Below are 17,820 nucleotides of genomic sequence, written 5' to 3'. Positions count from 1 at the left end.
CCCGATCCTGTTCCCGCTCAAAAGGGGCTCAAGGGGCGAACAGAAGCACAAAAGCGTTGGGGACGCAACGTCATCCGATCCTCCCCCTCGTCTCTGGGTTCTGCAAAACAATGAGACACACCCCGATTATTCTTATAGTCACTTAATGTTGTATGCAATGACTTTATTGTGTAGTATTGACATAGACATTATGGATGAAGTATACTCTTAGAGAGAGGATACCATTGGATGTTGAGATGAAAGGAATGGGACGTATGACGACGCGTTGGCTGGCGGAGCGGATTGATCTCCTGTTGGGACTGTTAGCTCCCTTGGGGCACGGACAGGAAGAGGAGATGGCGCGGATCTGTGCGCAAGAGATTGCTGCCTGGCGTGCGCGCCCCTCGATCACGAAAGAATCGACCTTACGCAACCCCATGACCGATACGCGCAATGCCATTCGCGAACGCCTGGAGGTGACGGCGGCCAATCGCTGGCTCAATCCGCAGACGCAACAGTATGAACATCTGGCGCTGCAGTATATGAATTTTACGGAGGAGGAGTGGATCCGTGTGATGGGGGATACCCAGGAGCGCTTTCAACGGCGATTGGAGGAGCAGCAACTGCTGGAGCAGCCAGATGTGCTGGTGCAGCAGGCAGAGGCGCTGTTACACGGTGAACCGTGGTATGAGCTTGCGCTGGGGCTGGCGATTGCGACGGGCAGGAGAAGTACCGAGATTCTGAAGACGGCGAAGCTGTATCCCAAAACGCCCTCAACCATTCTCTTTGAGGGGCAACTCAAAAAGCGCGATCTGCTGATGAAGCCGTACGAAATTCCAACGCTGGTCGAGGCCGATCTGGTGCTGTCCGCGTGGCGTCGCTTGCGTGCATTGGTTGATTGCTCCACCTTGGAGCTTGACGAGGTCAATAATCGCTATGGATCGGTGGTGCGTGCGCTGGCCAATGAACGGTTGCGTGGGTTGATTCCGCTGCGCTCGTCGAAAGAATTTGTGACCACGCATTTGAATCGGTGTATTTACGGCCGCTTGTGTGTCTTTTATTTTGCTCCATCGCATGTCCCCGATATCACGTATATGGCAACGATCTATGGGCATTACTGGTCTGCTGGGGAGGAGGAGGATGTGCAACGCAACTATCAGAGTACCTTACACTACTATGATTATGTGATTGGGGATGGTCATGGACAGGTGGATCGCCGCCAGGGCATTCGTTTAGGTGAGCCGGGTGTCGAGATCCTGGAGATCTTTCGACCCAAAGAGCCAAGGAAGGAGAAACCGATGGCAAAGAAACGTGCCGATGACCAACCAACGATGCCCACGAAAGGGCATTCGATTGTGCGTTGTACCCCACAGACGCGCGCACGCTTTGTGCAAGAAGAACGCGAGAGGGGGTTCTTTAAGGATCAGAACGGGCTGCTTTCCCAGTTATTAGATGAGTCGATTCTCTATCGCCAGGGAGTGCAGCTCCTGCAACCTGCCACTGAGCAACTCGGGGCCGAGAGCTTTCTTCAGACGCTCCAGGCATTGCTTGAACCCCAGAGAGAACAGGGCAGGCTTGATGCGCAGTTCAAAGAACGCTGGGGGATATCACTGGCTGAGGTCGATGCGCTCTTTCAGATGATCCATGATGCTGGCCATGACAATCCGTTGAAGTATGTGCAGGAGGGTGTCAGCAAGCAAGATAACTTGAAGGCCGGAGCGCAGAAACGTCAGGATCACTTCCGGAAGAAAGATTTCTCTCAGATGCCCTACTCACAATTGAAAGATGTGCGAGCTTCCGCTGCGGCTGATGAGCGCATTCGGCGGGCGATTCTGGCCATCCAGAAGCATAATCACCGTGCTCAGCCGGTTGATCGATGGTATATCAATGCGGCTGTGATCAATGGGTTGATTAAGACGCGATTTCCCATCATCAATGCCTACCTGCAAGAGCATCAGCAAGACATTGATACCCATCACCAACACCTTGGCATTGAGCCCAGATATAACCGCAGTAAATTGGTGCCGGTTGGTGACATGATTCAGATCCCTGATCTTCCCGATCAAGAGCCATCCTCCCTTCCCGCTACGACTACACTTCAAGATTAATGTTTACTATAATCCTGTTGCAACCTTTTGGTTTATACATTAAATATGAAGTGTAGAAATATAGCGAAGATGAATACACAATAACCATGATGTGCAATGATTAGGCCATTCTATTACTACACATGTACCTTGATGTTCAGTATAATGGGGTACATCAAGGACATTATCTAGATAAATAAGGCTTTATCCGGCACTATTCTCCAGCACATAGCTACACATTATCCTTATTGCGCACGCACACTACTACACATATGCCTTGATGTTCAGTAATGTTCCTGCGACAACTTGTCCAGTCAACCGGATATCTATCCCCATCACGTAATATTATGAATTAATGTGAGCAGCAGAGATCAATGAGGGCAGGGATGCCAGCGGTAACTGAGGTGGTTATGTGATGTGGAAGGAGGGGTGAAGTTGATGGAGTGAGGTGAGGATGCTAGGCAACGGTCCTGAGTTTGCTGGCAGGTGGTATGGTGGTCAGGGGGCGATGACCTCAAAAAGCGTGGTCAAAGAGTCCTCAGCCAAAGGTGCAACTGGATCCAGAAGTGGCAGGGAGGGCCGAGGTGTTGAGGGCGAGAGGGTGGGCCCACGAACCTTCTGGTGAAATGAGCTGAGAAGACGGGCAGAGAGGATGGCACAGCCGATGGGCTGTGGCGTTCTTTTTTTTTGCTTGTTTGCAAAGGCTGGCTATACTTGCTGCAGAAGAACTGATGAGGTGCGTTGCGAAGAGACGTGTGCACAGCTCGCGCCCGCAGTCGCCTGTGCCTAAGCGATGGTGCTCTCGCAGGCCAGACAGGTGGGATGTTCACGTGCTACCAGGAAGGAGGAAGCGAACGGTGGGGGATATTCCGGAGTTGTTAACAGAGATGAGCGAGCAGGTGCGTAAGGAGGCGCTGACCCGCTATGAGATTATTCGGGCGTACCTGGAAGGGGACTGTTCACAAGTGGATCTGGCAAGGTGCTCCGGTGTGCCCGTCAAAACCCTGCAACGCTGGGTGGCGCGCTACCAGGCATATGGCTTGCGCGGCTTAGGGAGGCTGCAGCGCTCGGACAAAGGGACACGACGTGCGATGCCGCAGGAGCAACGTTTGCTCATTGAGGGGCTGGCGCTCCAGCCGCCACGGCGTTCGATGGCGACGATTCATCGCCTCGTCTGTGAAGCGTCACGTCAGCACGGCTGGCCACTGCCCGGTTACCGGCGCGTCTGCCAGATCGTGCGCGGGGTTTCGCCTGCGCTTCTCACACTGGCGCATGAGGGACGCGTGGCGCATCGCGAAACGTATGATTTGCTCTACCGACGTGAGGCCAGCCGTCCCAACGAGGTCTGGCAAGCGGACCACTATAAGCTGCCGATCTGGCTGGTAAACGAGCAAGGCCATGCGGCCAGACCCTGGCTCACCGTCATTCTCGATGATTACAGTCGGGTGGTCGTAGGCTATCGGCTCACGTGGATAGCGCCGACAGCCTTGCACACAGCGCTGACCCTGCGGCAGGCGATCTTGCGCAAGGAGGATGCACGCTGGCCGGTGCATGGGATTCCGGCGAAATTCTATACCGATCATGGGAGCGATTTTACGAGTGCGCATCTCGAGCAAAGTGCAGCCGAATTGCACATGCAAGTGCAGTTTTCCGAACGCGGCAATCCACGTGGACGCGGAAAAATCGAGCGTTTTTTTCAAACCGTGGAGCAGCTCTTGCTGGAGCGGCTACCAGGGTATGCCCCCAAAGAGCGAGGAGCAAAGCCGGACGAGCTTGATGAGGCGAGAGCCAAAGCTGCGCGGTTGAGTCTGGCGGAATTTGACTATGGCTTTCGCACGTGGTTGTTGGAGCAGTATCACCAGCGTCCCCATCGCGAACTGAGAGGAACCCCTCTGGCTCGTTGGGAGGAACAGGGGTTTGTGCCACTGGTGCCCGAGTCGCCGGAGCAGTTAGATCTGCTGCTGCTAACGGTGTCCAAAGAACGCCGGGTGCAGCAGGACGGCATCGCGTTTGAGGGGTATCGGTATATGCATTCGACGCTGGCTGCCTATGTGGGAGAGCACGTGGTGATCCGCTATGATCCCGCAGATATGGCAGAGATTCGGGTGTATTTTCAGCGACGCTTTCTGTGTCGAGCGATTTGTCCGGAATTGTCAGACAGCGCCGTGAGTCGAGCGGAGATTGTCGCGGCCCGCAAAGAGCGCCGGGCGTGGGAACGTGGGCAACTGCGTGAGCGCAAAGCCGTGGTGAAGCGCTTTGGCGTCAAACGGCCTGCTGAACTGGCGGGGTTTGAGAACGAGTGGGATCGAGAATCAGATGTTTTTGATTCTGGAGAAGAGACACTAGAGGTGAATGAATTAAAGAGGTATGAACATGAGTGAACAAGATGAGACTATCCAGGGGACGAATGCGAGTGAACAAGAGAGAACTATCCAGCGTGAGAAGACGAGAGGACAGGAGCCTTTGTTGTCGACTTTTGTAGAAACCAGGCAATATCAGCGGTTCGTCGAGGGCTGCCAAACTTGTCGGCAACACCGCTTTATTGGGGTCTGTTATGGAGAAGCGGGAGTTGGGAAAACGCGCTCGGCTCGGCGCTTTACGCAGTGGGATCAGATGGAGCGGCAGTTGGCGGGAGAGAGCATCAAGGAAGGCGAGGAGGGGAAAGGGGATGGCAAGATTGCCTTTTATACGCCTGGTACCCTCATGAGCCCGAAACGGTTAGAGCAAGAGGTGTTGCATTTGCACGTGCAGATGGGGCGGTTGTCGTCATTGACACCTCCACTGATGCAGACGCAAGGGGTGCCCAGAGGAGGTTACCGGGTAACAGAGCTGAACTGGGATCTGTTGGTGATTGATGAATCGGATCGGGTCAAGCCGATGGGATTGGAAGTACTCCGCGACTTGTATGATCGCAGTCAGATGGGCTTGATGCTGATTGGGATGCCAGGCATTGAGAAACGCCTGGCCCGTTATCCACAGTTCTTTTCTCGCGTGGGATTTGTGCATGAGTTTTGTGCGCTCTCTGCAGAGGAATTGCGGGAGATTTTGCAGCAGCAGGTCTATCTGGTGGATAATCCTGGAGAGGAAGATTTGCCAGCGACAGAGGCGCTGGATGAGGAGGCGTTGGCGGCAATCATTCGCATGACGGGCGGCAACTTTCGGCTGATACATCGGTTATTGACGCAGGTAGAGAGGATTTTGCGGATTAATCATCTTTCGAAAGTGACGAAAGCTGTGGTCGAGGCGGCGCGTTCCAGCCTTGTCTTTGGACGAGAGGGATAGAGTATGGACGAGTGGGATGATCTAGACGATCTGGAGGAGGAGAGGCCGCCATGGTTATCTCTCCCTTTTGAGCGATGGCCCCTATGGTGCCATCAGCGTTTGATTGAGCAGCCGGATGCTTTGGTGGAAAAAGCCCGAGAGCTGCTCTCAAGTGAGCGATGGGAGGAGGAGGTGGTTGGCTTGACGCTTGTGACCGGCAGGTGTGTGCCAGAAATTCTCAAGACAGGAGTGCTCTTTCCGAAAAAGCGCTATACCCTGCTGTTTACGGCGCATTTGGAACGGATCGATGAGGTGGTAGGGCCGTTTGAACTACCGACGTTAGTTGAAGCAGAAGAAGTAATTCTGGCGTGGCAACGCGTGAGAATCGCGCTTGTGTGCACACATCTCAATGCCGAGCAGATCTGTCGAACCTATCGACCGCAGGTAAGTGCGGTCGCTCGTGAGCATTTTGCCGATTTGTTGGCGGTGGATCCCCATGGGGATGGATATACGCCGCTATTGCGCCGCATTTATGCGCTCATTGCATCCAGATATTATTGCCCTATGCGTGTGGTTCATGAGTGGTTTATGGATCTGGTACAAGGTTTTGATTGGTCTGAGAGAGATAGCCGTATTTATGGGCAGTGGTGTGAGGAGTGTCGGAGATCGTGCTATACGTATGCTATTAGTGATGGAGCGGGCAATATTGCTGGTGGGAAGGGGCTCAAGCTTGAGAGGGAAGGAGTTGAGCCCCTTGAGCGTTTCAGAAGCAAAACGCTCAATGAGCAGGCATAGGCCAAGAAAGCCATTTCGGAGGCAGGGTCGGTGACTTGAGCTACGCTCTGCGATGGTTTCAATAGAGAAGTGTGCAACCGTGACGTGTTTGCGACATGCTACTTATTGGGTTTCGTAAAACAGGAGGAAAATGGAAAGAAGTATAGATGAATGTGAGCCGTGTAAGTTATTCTGTGGATGATTTGATATCTCAAAACAAGACAAATGAGGAATGAGATGCAGGAGAAAATTGTATGTATGATTTTTTGGTAATAAAAAGAGTTTTTCCTTGTTTTGGGGTGTCTTTTTATGTTACACTCTGGGGAGAGAAACTATGGAGCTATTTATCATTACAAGCAGAATCTAGTCAGACGTATCTGCATCTATAGAAGGTTATGCATGGTAGTGGCAGCAGGTTCTGCTGGGAAGGGACATCCGATGATTATAGGAGCGGATCAGGATTTATCTGAACGTACTGTTTCTGGCGCTGGATGGTGCGGCGATTCTGGTGGGGTTGTGGATTGGTCTTTTGCATCATTAAAGCGTCATGAAACTGTCTGGGGTCCTCATGGCTATCATCGTTACCCTGCCAAGTTTATTCCGCAGCTGGTGAGACAAATTATTGAGCGATATTCGGATCCTGGTGATTTGGTAGGTGATACATTTGTAGGATCGGCAACGACTGGTGTGGAAGCATTACGTAGTGGCCGGCGTTTTTGGGGTTCGGATATTAATCCAGTGGCTCTTCTCATCAGTAGGGCAAAATGTCAGCCATTGTCTCCAGAGGCATTATGCCAAGATTGGGAATGTTTGAGTGTGCGGTTGAAAACAGTGAGGCGTATTGGACGACGGGCGCTGACTGAGCGTGAGATTGAAGAGATTCAAGGTATCAATATTGCACATGCGACGGATGAAGAGCGTTTCACCTATTGGTTTCCTCAAGCATATCGAGAAGTATTAGAAGCTATTTTATTTGAGATTATGAGCTGTACAGAGGCAGCGTACCAAACCTTTTACCTCTGCAGTTTTTCTAATATATTAAAGCGTACCTCGATTTGGTTAAGTGGAAGCACCAAACCGCAGAAAGACCTGGGGAAATACTTAGCTGATCCAGTCGAAGAATTTCAGAAACAAACCCGTGATATGGTGAAGCGAAATACTCTTTACTGGAAAGATTTGGAACGGATGAATTTTGATCCTGCTTGGATCTTTGAAAGGTACGGCCTCGAGTTGGCTGATGCTCGGCACCTTCCTCTTGAAGCAGAGATGCTGGATTTCCTCGTTACGAGTCCTCCCTATGCGACTTGCTATGAATATAGTGAGTTGCACCAACTCACATATTTGTGGTTAAACCGTTACCACATTTTTTCTCAGGCGCCAGGATTGGCTAGTTATTATATTGGATCGCGAGGTGGGACGCGGCGAAAAAAGTCGGAGGAACAACTTGCGTTACCACTTCCACCAAGCGCCCATATTGCACTGGAGCAACTGCTTACAAAGGTTAAAGGTGTAAGGGCTTCGGCGATTGTGCGTGAGGCCGAGCACCTGACCAATTACTTCCATGATATGTATGCGGCGCTTCGTGAGGCCAATCGGGTGTTGGTTACTGGAAAGAAAATGGTTCTTATTATTGGCAATACGTATCGGCGGGGGGTGATGATTCCCACATCATCTGCGATAGGAGAGATGGCAAGGGAATTGGGATTTGATCTAGAGCAAAGGATTGTTCGGAAGATTCCAGCCCGGATTCTCGTAAGTACTCGTGATATGGCGACTGGCAGATTTTCTTCGAACGCCCAAAGTGATAGCCAGGCGTATCCTGAGGAGGATATTCTTGTCTTCTGTAAACGGTCTCATTGTTCGTGATCGATGCGAAGATGTGCATGGACCTATGATGGAGGAATAAGTATGAATGAAAGTCAATTTCCACAGCCATCTCCAGAGCAACTTGAAGGGTTTCAGGAAGGTGATCCTTTAGCAATTAATGAGGTGGTCGAGTTGGTGCTCGCATCTTTACTTCGTTGGGCGTGGAAAAGCTATCCGCAGCTTTCACGGGACGATGTGCAAGATGTAGTGCACCAAGTTCTGACCGAAATCTGTCGAAACAATAAACGTTATGATGCTTCACAGGTAGTGTTTACGACATATGTGATTCGATTGTTGAAGCTTCGGCTTACGGATTTGTATGTACAACAACAGAAGATTGAACAGCATGAGGAATCTGGTTTAGATGCATACGAAAAGATGCTTGCATTGCCGTATAACGATACAGAGCTTGCAGATAAGGATACCCGTCTTGCGCGATCAGATTTTTTTCAGCAAGTGGAAGAGCATCTTAATCCAGTAGAACAGGAGTTGTTACAACTGATGAAGCAGGGATTGACAAGGACTTCTGACATTGCTCCTGTGCTTGCACGTTATGGTCCCATTAGGGATGCTGAAAGTGATGCCAAGAATGCAAAAGCACGCTTACTCCGAAAATTGTCTTTTATCAGGAGATCTCTGGAGTATACGATGGAGGATCTACTATGACCGTTCTGAAGAATGGAAAGGGAAACGACGACTATCCAACTGATGAGGATAGTCTTCATGCCTGGTATCAGTATGCGGCTCAACAGCCTGGATCAGTTGGATGGTTGTTGTCCATATTACGTTTACGTCAAGGGCAAACAGAGGAACATCAGCGAGAGGAAATCGAGGTGAGCAGAAGGGATTTTGAGAAATTGCAAAGTATCCCATTACCTCGAGTGGATCGTTTTCAATCAGATGCTCGAAGGATTGCGACTGCTTGTCAAGTGAAGCAAGTGTTCCGCTTTGTGCAAATGCTTACCCTAGCAAGAAATTTAGCGATGGCTCCATCAGAGAGTGATAACCGATTTGTCTACGAGGCGGCGTTTGATGCTCCGATATCAGAAAATGATGAGACGTTGAAAGAATAACTATGGGTGACGAGGTTCCTGAGTATTTGGCTCATCCTATATGGTTAGCCCATATGATAGAAGGTATCATCAGCCAAGAGCCAGAAGGCGAAGAATTATTGAAGTGTTTTCCTCGCGATATAGCGACGTTGGCTGCGTTTGGGTTGGATATTCCTATCATATCCCAGCCAAATCTCAGTGTGCGAAACGCACAAAAGTTTTTCTGTGCTCTTGAAGGGAAAAAGGTACCAGAAGGAGAGTCGTTGGTACAGGATCGCCGCTTATATGGTCTTTTGCATATAGGTCCCCCATCGAATCTGATTCTTTTCGATAGTAATATACCATCCGATTTAGCTAACTATGTTATAGCTCATGAAATTGGTCATTTTGTTGCCGATGTAATGATTGTGCAGCAACATTGGTTACACTCTTTTTCAATGCATCCTCTCGCTATTAAAAAGTTTTTTTCGTGGCAGTGCCATGATGAATGGTTAGAAGTGCAAGGACTCCTTAAAGGACTTCCTGAGCGCCCCCATCATATTATGGAACGAGGTCGTAACGAGCTATCGGAGACAGGTCGCCGAGAATGGCTGGCAGACCTTATTGCTCGTGAGCTTCTTTCTCCTTGGCAGATAATTGCCCCCCATTTTCGCCAACATGGCCCTCAAAATTTTTGCTCCCTTCTTCAAAAGCACTATGGTTTACCCTACTGGGTGGCCGAAGAGTACGTTGATGTACTTCAGCAAACCTTTTTTCCTCGGCATGATTTGGTCAGTCGCCTTTTTGGCCCACTCCTTTGATTTTGAACTACTAAAAAGTACGGATCCCTATTTATCATGAGAAGAATCATGATGAACGCCGTATAACGAGAATAGAACCGCATGAAGGAATATGATGGCATATCGAGAAGTATTTGATGCGGATTTCGGAGGGGAGGAAAAAGGCGAGACTATGAATAATATGGAAGAAGAAACAGACGATACTGTTGTTGATGATACGTTCGATCGTGCGATGGATTTTGAGCAAGTAATTGCATCCGATAATTGGCGTCCCCCAGGAGAATATTACCAGTTTATGCCTACTCAGACTCGCACTATTGTGTCGAGTGTGGTGGCTTCAGATGAGCGTCTCCGTAAGGAATTGCGTGAAACCTGGCTGCCGGAGATGGAACGTCAGGGAACGATTCAATGTTGGAAGAAAGCCCATCCAAAACTAATTGCGGAGTTGCAGCATAAAATGCTTTATACCGGTCGTGTGTATGCTGCCGATGGGACATTAGCCAAGTATACAACACTCAGTTTGGTTGGGGCGCAAATTGCCATTTCCAAAGTGAGTTATCGTGGAGGTACGGGTCAGATTGTATCAAATATGATGCATTGGGGGCAGGAAATTCCGCGCCAGGTGACGGCGACAGCAATTAGTCAGGCGATTCGTAGTCGCAAGAGAATGCACAAAAATGGCCCCTCCAATTTATTCTTGTATGCTTTGATGACGTATAAAGAAAGAGAAGTTTTGCTGGATACCCCTCCTGATGCATTCAAGCTGATCCAAGGTCCCATTTTCCCACATGAAATGCTTACGGGTGCAGGTCGAGGCCGGGTCATGACAACGTGTCTGGATATCATTGGAAAGCTGATAGATGATGGTGCCTATGCGACGATCATTTCTAACAGTACCGATACTGACCTCTTAGATCTGGGCCTTGCGCTTGATGCTGGAGAGTATATTGTCGTGGATACGGGAACCGATGTGCTGATGAATTTTCTCTATGAAGATGGGGATGACTCCAAGAGTTTGAAAGCTCATTACACAAACAGACCTATTCCTGAATATGGCAATCGAGGCCAAATCGATATCTTTAAAGATTTTATGGGTAAGTATGGTTCTCGTGTGGTTAGAGGAGTGTTGCGGGCGCATCGGATGAGTCGCCCGTATATCTTTTTTTGCAATAAAGATCGTCTCGATGAAGCCGTCCATATGTTACTGGCGGATGCCGCCAATACTGGGCCGAGAGGTTTTCCTTTATTGGTGGATTTAGCTGATCAATATTGTTCTGGTTCTTTCAAGGCTAGTGAGTATACAACTAGATTAAATGCTGAATTTGCTCGTGCTTCAGGTGGAAGCGTGATGTATCAGTCTGAAAGATCGAGTCGCGACTAAGTGGAAAGAGACCGAAAGGAAAAAAGCATGTTGTCATGGGATTCCCAGGATCATGAGCGCCAGGTAGAGGAGCAAGGTCCTTACTCTGATGAGAGCCCTCTGCTTGATGAAGATGTGATTATGAGCATGAAGAGGGAATTTGTTGGGCCTCGCACTGCCGATATTGAACATCATTTGGCTGTGTATGAAGCAATGCCTGGAAGTGACGAGATATACCCACAAGCGTTATCCGGACCTGAACCAATTGCATTTGTACATTTTGATGTCTCGACGGCGAAAAATAATGTCATCGAGGCTTTGATTCACCGGGATGATTTAGCCAGTATTGATCGTGGGTTGTATGTGAAAATAGATAGCCATATGGATTCCCGGAACTACAGTGGGAGAATCGTTGAAGGACCATTTTTTGATCCAGACGTGCTTAAGCGTGACTCGACACCGGTTCAATTTATCATTTTAAATCAAGGACAAGGGAAAGTTTTGTCTTTGCCAGAATATCATGGGCGTATGCAAATAGAAATTCTTGGTGAAGAAATCAATGGTTTGCTTGTTCCAGCGACGCGTCGCCCTCATCCTGCATCTCCTGTATTCCCGTATGGGAGTTCGATGATGGTAGATATGTTGAATTTGAATGGAAATATATTGCTGGGAAGATTAGATACCTATGAAGATGTGTTTGTGAATATTGATGGTGATAATAAAAACGTTTTACCGCGAAATATGCTTATTGTTGGAACTGTGGGTAGTGGAAAATCGAATACGAATCAAGTGCTTATTGAAGAGACTCTAAATGCTGGATACGCGCAAGTGGTGGTTGATCCCGAGGGAGAATATACCCTAATGGATCAGCCTGTTGCTCAAGAGGGAATTGAAGCAACCTTGGATCTGTATGAGCGAAAGCCTTGTGGTGTTAAACAGATGAAGGTCTATCGCCCCCCACGTTGTAGTTCAAAGCGCGAGGGTGCAATAGAGTTTTCTGTACCCTTTGATTCTTTGAGCCCAGAATTGATTGTTGAAATTACAGATATGATTGATAATCAAGCACGGAGATTTACCTTTCTCTACGAACAAGCCATTGCCTTATTACGCAAACAGGCGAGACTAACTGAATCTATCTTTGGCGAAGACGAAGCTGATTTATCGCGTGGCTATCCAGGAATTACGCTTGAATTACTGTTGAGCATGTTGCGGCAAGAGATTTCACATTATGAGTATAAGCGGATTCATGGAGATCAAGATCGAGGAAGGAAGACTACAAAAAAGCCAAAAGACGAGCCGACTCCCATCGAAGAGCCATTGCCTGCTTCAGAGCTTGATTTTTACTGTCGTCAATATCAACTCAAGCCATTGATTGAAGATTATCCCGATCTCAGTTCCTATCGTGGCTTATTAAAGAAATTGCGTGAGTTGCATTTAACTCGACTTTTTGATCGAACAAATGCTGAGGAACTCAAAATGGAAATGTTGAGTTCTCCAGGCCAGTTAAGCGTACTTGATATGTCAGATTGTGATGATCGGCAAGTGAAGAATATTATTATTGCTGATTTGTTAGCTCGTATGTATCGCTATAAGATGGAATTGAGTGAAAAAACTAATAAAGAGCGGAAGATTATTATTACACTTGAAGAAGCGCATGGATTTGTTTCCCGGGAAAATAAAGATAAAATGGGCCAAACATTAAGCCAGTTACAACGAATTGCACGTCGTGGGCGGAAACGTTGGTTGATTCTACATTTCGTAACCCAGTCACCACAGCATCTTCCATCAGAATTGTTTGAACTGGCGAATAATAAAATTATTCATCAGACGACTGGTACGGAGAATTTACGCGTGCTCAAATTAGCCGCAGGCACGGTAAATGAAGGCATCTGGGATGATGTACCAAGTTTAGGGATTGGTCGTGCAATTGTTGTGTCTAGCCAATATCCCCATCCTATTGTTGTTCGTTTCCGTCCGGCTGCTTCTCAGCGCAATTATATGCTATAGATTTTTCGAGAAGAGTAGTTAGTGGTGCAGTCGCTAAGTTTGCATCGGATCTTTCAAGCAATCGTTTGCCTTCTAGAGCCGATGCAAGTCATTTAAAATTTACTGCGCATTTAACGACTGCACCAGTTAGTGGGGCATCTAGTGAATATGCGTTGCTTCGTGAAGGAGTAAATATGCGTAATTTGGGACTAGAGGGATCTGAAAAATATCAAGGGAATCGTTTCTCCAATAGTGAGAGCTTGTTCGGTACTCCTAAGGTAGACGGTATGACCATACGTCATGATTACAGTGTGAACCAGTACGAAGAGGGATCGGAAAACTTTATTACAAGAAAAAAGGGAGCCACTCAGGATTTTTTCAGAAAGAGAAATAAAAAGACTGAAGCTGACACTCAGATTCACACCCCAAAAGTACGACATGGGCGGGGCAAGATTGATTTATTGACGGCGTCCTATCGTCGATGGAGCCATCAACAAGAGGTTGTTCACTGGCTTGGTGAGATGGGTAAAACCAAGAATTGGGTGATTCTTGATACGGAAACAACGGGATCACGTCTCTTTTCGGAAGTCATCGACGTAGCGGTGATCTCCGCCCAGGGTGAGGTGCTTTTCTCATCGCTGGTAAATCCAGCAACAGAGATAGAACCGATCGCTACCAGTATTCATGGATTGACACGGTCTCATGTGAAGCACGCCCCTCGTTATCCTGACATTCATCAGCAATTGTGTGCTGCTCTTGGCGATGCGACTATACTTGGATACAATGTTTGTTTTGATATTCGGTTGCTTGCTCAGACTGCTCTTTGCTATGATTTGGAGTTTCCGTACTTTAATGTGGCCTGTTTAATGTACAGTTATGCCAAAGTTCGCCGATGTCAACCTGAAACAAAACGTTCTGCGGTATGTCGCTTGGATATTGCGTGTCAAGAGATGGGTGTGCCACTTCCCCAACGACACCGAGCACAAGCGGATGCATACGCTGCGTACGCTCTGTTCAAACAACTGGTGAAGACCTATGAAGATACATTTGGATCTTTTGAGTGAGATTTTTTAGGAAGGTGAGACTGTTTTTTACATGTGGCGGAGGGACGCACAACGAGCGTGATTACATTTCTTACATGTGCTTAACCAAATGGTTTGCCGGCAAACTTGGCAGGGGAGACTCCAAGTGTGATGGCGTACCATTGGCTAGCAGGATGAAAAAGGGTACAACATTAGGTGAGTGATTAACGCTGGATCTTCATCATCTTATCCTCAGTGAGTTATCTAAAGATCACATTAACTGTTAATTCACTTAGGGCATACCAAGTAGCTTCATCATCACTATATTTTGCTGTTGTGTTATGTCCACATGGCAAAATTAATTTGCCTGTTTCCTGCCGCCATGGCACAGGGGATTTGTCTACTTTATAAATTGAGTATTGTTTACTACAAGTTGGACATGTTTCCATTGTATAGAAATGTTGTAATGCTACCTTTGATTTGTCGTTGGTCTCCATAATATATTGTTCCTTCTCTAAATCTGAATACTTTTTACCAAGACTATTCATTACATGCAATATATAGCATGGTTGTTTTTAAATCACAAGATCTATAGCCAGATTGGCATTCCTGAATATACCTTGCAATGTAACACAATGAATTGCAATCGAAAATGAGGTCTTATCACGACGAGGGACCTCATTTTCGGCTCTCTGTAGTGAATACATTTTTCGTATTTGCTTGACAGGAACATGGTAACATAGTATATTCCCTTGTAGAAAAAGAAAGAGAGTGGCGCAAGGAGGGGCGATCATGGCGAGTGTCCTAGGTTGGGTGAGAGACAGGTGGAATCTAGAGTTGGAGCCGGTTTTGCGAACGGCAACGCTGGCGCAGGAGGCGGAGGTGCATGCGATGTGGGAACGAGAGTTGGAGTGGTGGAAGACGACGCGAGGATTACAGGGAGATTCGTTGCGCAAGCCGATCACACAGGTGCGCAACTTGATCCGGGAATTGCCGCTGACCGAAGAGAATAGTTGGTTGAATGGGCGGACCCATGAGCGGGAACATATCGGGCTCAAAGTGTGCAACCTCTCGGAAGGTGAGTGGGTGCAGATGAATGATCGCAATCGGGCGACGACGCAGGAGCGCTTGAACCAGTCGCAACTGGTGCGCGATCCTGAGGCGATTGTCAATCGTGCCCTCGCATTGGTACTCTCGGATGAGTGGTCGGAGTTGGTGGTGGGCATTGCGATATGTACGGGGAGACGGTTAGCTGAGATCTTGAAAATGGGGACGTTTGCAGTGAAAGAGCCGTATACAGTGTGGTTTGAGGGTCAGGTGAAGGGGCGAACGCGCATGCCTGATCGCTATGAATTGCCGACGTTGGTGCGTGGGTACTTGGTGGTGGAGGCAATGGCAAAGCTGCGGCGACTGGTGGATTGCACCGCGCTGGAAGTGGAGCAGGTGAGCCAAAAGTACGGAAAAGCGGTCAATGAGACGGTAGAGCGGGTGTATGGGAGCCTGATCCCAGAGCGCGATCATCACCATTTGAGTGTTCATAATTTGCGTAGTTATTACGCATCGCTGGCGGTGTTATGGTACGCCCCTGATACGGTCTCGGAGGTGAACTATAAAGCCTATATTCATGGGCATCGGTTTGTGCTGAGTCCGGATGTCGCACCAGGGACACCAGAGGACGAGGTGGAGCAGGTCCGATTGAACTATGGCAGTCATGCCAACTATGATGATTATAAGATTGCGGACCGCGATGGCAAGCTGGATGGTCGGCATGGGATCAGGCTCGGGCAACCTGGGGTGACGGTGTTGGACTTCTTTAAGAAGGATATGCCAGTGGCAGAAGAGCCACCAGTCACAAAGGGCAAGCGTGGAACGCGTCGGAAGACGGCGAAGGATAATAAGACCGGGTACTCGACGATGAAACCGACGGTCGAGACAAAGGCATGGGTGGATGATGTCCGGGCGGAGGTCGCCAAACAGGTGAAACACGAGGTCAAGGATGATGAACTGATTCGGCGGATGCTGGTGGCCCTGCTTGCCGGAGGTACATCGCAGCAGCCGTCTGTGCAACCGGAGTTCTCATTGGAGACGCTGGAGATACCGGAGGAGACACGTGCACTTGTGCGGCAAGGGATGGCGCTCACAGGCGTATCAGATCTGCTCTCGTATCTGCTGGCGGCAGCGGAACGGGACGCACGGCAGTTGAGTAGCCAGGCGAGGCGTCATGATACGACGCGTTATGCGACATTGCGGACGTCGCAATTAGCTGATATCAAACAACTGGAAGCCTCCTATGAACGGTTTCGTCGTGCGGTGTATGCGATCATGCAATGGAATAGGGAGCATCGCCCCCTCGAACGTTGGTATATTACCACGCTGTCCATCCAGAAACTGGTGGGGGGCCGCAAGGACTCGATTAAAGCGTACCAGGATGTGCATCAGGAGGAGATCGAGGCGCATCATCGGGAATTGGAGATTACGGTGTCGGCCAATCGCAAAGCGGAGACGATCCAGAGCATGATTGTGGTGCCAGAAGATCCGACCGACTTTCCCTGGGGCCAGCCTGCTGAAGAAAGCTGAATGTCTCCACACTGATGCGTGTGAAGCCGTCAAGGAAATCGTCGCCTCTGGCTGTTTCATACACATCAGTGTGCCAAGCCTATGATGCTCTTATCCACAGCAGAGAGGTGTTCTCCACACGGTATCCACGAAACGCACGGTTTATCTGTGGATAAAAGGGTAGCCCCAACTGCAGCCATCGGCTACACTTTCCTTCGTCGCAAGAAATACTAAGCACGAAGACAAAGGAGAAGCAGCATGTTGTCATCAGAAACAAGAATGCCTCACAGCACTATCAGACATCGACCGATCTTCGCCACACCACAGGTTACTCCGCTTGTATTGCGTGCCTCAACCCTTTCTCTGACCAGCGTGCTCCATCCTGGGGAAGCGCGAAAACAAGGCCGTGTGCCATGGCACATCTCTTTCTGCCTTGGCATGATGATCACGTTGGTTATTCTTCTTTTCGGATACCTCGTACGATAAAAAAAGACCTGGCCGCAATGATAGCGGCCAGGTCGAATGCTTTTGTACTGATGGTGTTTCGTCGTTCACCATAGATCGCGGGCATCATGATTGATCCTCAATGTCTTCTTGATCTCAGGGTTTCCACTTTTTCAGCAACCAACGATCTCGCTAACCAATCATTGCGTGGTTCTTTCCATGCGAAATGAAATGCACTCGCCGCTTTTTTGTAGTGGTCATGATTGGGTTTGGCGATCCATTGACAGGTGGTCTGATTCTCTGGTATCCTAAGCAGTAACATCAATTGTAAGTAAGTTGTAGTAACAGTAACGTTCAATGTTACCCCATAGTAGGCAGTAACATCATGATGTTATATAGTAGTAAGCAGTAACAATAAACAAGTTACCCCTTACTAGGCAGGGGATAGAGATAAAAACATGGTCTTGCAGCTGGATTACCCTCAAATAAGAGGGGATAGTATGTCATTTACCCTTGTTTTGGCCTTCACTGGTAGTAATATCACCATTGTTCCTGCCAGTTGTAGTAATAATACCGCATTACTACAACATACACGCAAGAGTAACTGTACTGATGTTACCGTCAATAAGACACAACACATGTTATTACTTTCAG

14 protein-coding genes are annotated in these 17,820 nt (G+C 48.6%); 13 read left to right on the top strand and 1 reads right to left on the bottom strand.

All coding sequences use genetic code 11. The features are described from left to right. Positions 1-254 precede the first annotated feature (254 nt). The 11 genes from F1593_RS24735 (at position 255) to F1593_RS24685 (ending at position 14,208) form a co-directional block, all read left to right on the top strand. Positions 255-2,087 carry a protelomerase family protein gene (locus F1593_RS24735; RefSeq protein WP_172632428.1) on the top strand — a complete coding sequence of 611 codons (1,833 nt, stop codon included), beginning with the start codon at positions 255-257 and terminating at the stop codon, positions 2,085-2,087. 836 nt (positions 2,088-2,923) lie between these two features. Beyond that, positions 2,924-4,447 carry a TnsB C-terminal domain-containing protein gene (locus F1593_RS24730; RefSeq protein ID WP_172632427.1) on the top strand — a complete coding sequence of 508 codons (1,524 nt, stop codon included), beginning with the start codon at positions 2,924-2,926 and terminating at the stop codon, positions 4,445-4,447. Next, a complete protein-coding gene (locus F1593_RS24725) occupies positions 4,440-5,348 on the top strand; it encodes an AAA family ATPase (RefSeq protein ID WP_172632426.1) in 909 nt (302 codons plus the stop codon). Before F1593_RS24730 ends, F1593_RS24725 begins: the two co-directional genes overlap by 8 nt. Positions 5,349-5,351: 3 nt before the next feature. Then, a complete protein-coding gene (locus tag F1593_RS24720) occupies positions 5,352-6,122 on the top strand; it encodes a protelomerase family protein (RefSeq protein WP_149404230.1) in 771 nt (256 codons plus the stop codon). A 417-nt stretch (positions 6,123-6,539) separates the two neighbouring features. Then, a complete protein-coding gene (locus F1593_RS24715) occupies positions 6,540-7,967 on the top strand; it encodes a DNA methyltransferase (RefSeq protein WP_172632425.1) in 1,428 nt (475 codons plus the stop codon). 42 nt (positions 7,968-8,009) lie between these two features. Continuing rightward, entirely contained in the window at positions 8,010-8,633 is a 624-nt protein-coding gene (locus F1593_RS24710; RefSeq protein ID WP_172632424.1) for an RNA polymerase sigma factor, read from the top strand. Continuing rightward, on the top strand, positions 8,630-9,040 hold the full coding sequence (locus tag F1593_RS24705) for a hypothetical protein (protein WP_149404227.1): 411 nt from the start codon (positions 8,630-8,632) through the stop codon (positions 9,038-9,040). Before F1593_RS24710 ends, F1593_RS24705 begins: the two co-directional genes overlap by 4 nt. 2 nt (positions 9,041-9,042) lie before the next feature. Continuing rightward, positions 9,043-9,819, top strand: a complete 777-nt coding sequence (locus tag F1593_RS24700) for a hypothetical protein (RefSeq protein ID WP_149404226.1) — start codon at positions 9,043-9,045, stop codon at positions 9,817-9,819. 94 nt (positions 9,820-9,913) lie between these two features. Next, the gene (locus tag F1593_RS24695) at positions 9,914-11,179 is read left to right on the top strand and encodes a hypothetical protein (RefSeq protein ID WP_149404225.1); all 1,266 of its coding nucleotides are present in this window, start codon (positions 9,914-9,916) and stop codon (positions 11,177-11,179) included. A 27-nt stretch (positions 11,180-11,206) separates the two neighbouring features. After that, positions 11,207-13,165 carry an ATP-binding protein gene (locus F1593_RS24690; protein WP_149404224.1) on the top strand — a complete coding sequence of 653 codons (1,959 nt, stop codon included), beginning with the start codon at positions 11,207-11,209 and terminating at the stop codon, positions 13,163-13,165. 173 nt (positions 13,166-13,338) lie between these two features. After that, on the top strand, positions 13,339-14,208 hold the full coding sequence (locus tag F1593_RS24685; protein WP_149404223.1) for a 3'-5' exonuclease: 870 nt from the start codon (positions 13,339-13,341) through the stop codon (positions 14,206-14,208). 218 nt (positions 14,209-14,426) lie between these two features. Here F1593_RS24685 and F1593_RS24680 read toward each other — a convergent pair whose 3' ends face one another. Then, positions 14,427-14,663, bottom strand: coding sequence for a hypothetical protein (locus tag F1593_RS24680; protein WP_149404222.1), 237 nt, complete (start codon positions 14,661-14,663; stop codon positions 14,427-14,429). Positions 14,664-14,958: 295 nt separating this feature from the next. On the opposite strand from F1593_RS24680, the gene F1593_RS24675 reads away from it, so the two are divergent. Together F1593_RS24675 and F1593_RS24670 are read left to right on the top strand one after the other, a co-directional pair. Beyond that, the gene (locus F1593_RS24675) at positions 14,959-16,743 is read left to right on the top strand and encodes a protelomerase family protein (RefSeq protein WP_149404221.1); all 1,785 of its coding nucleotides are present in this window, start codon (positions 14,959-14,961) and stop codon (positions 16,741-16,743) included. Between the two features lie 237 nt (positions 16,744-16,980). Continuing rightward, positions 16,981-17,208, top strand: coding sequence for a hypothetical protein (locus F1593_RS24670; RefSeq protein WP_149404220.1), 228 nt, complete (start codon positions 16,981-16,983; stop codon positions 17,206-17,208). Positions 17,209-17,820 lie beyond the last annotated feature (612 nt).

The sequence above is a fragment of the Dictyobacter arantiisoli genome (genome assembly GCF_008326305.1).
Classification (GTDB): Bacteria; Chloroflexota; Ktedonobacteria; order Ktedonobacterales; family Ktedonobacteraceae; genus Dictyobacter; species Dictyobacter arantiisoli.
This window is presented reverse-complemented; position numbering and strand designations above follow the sequence as displayed.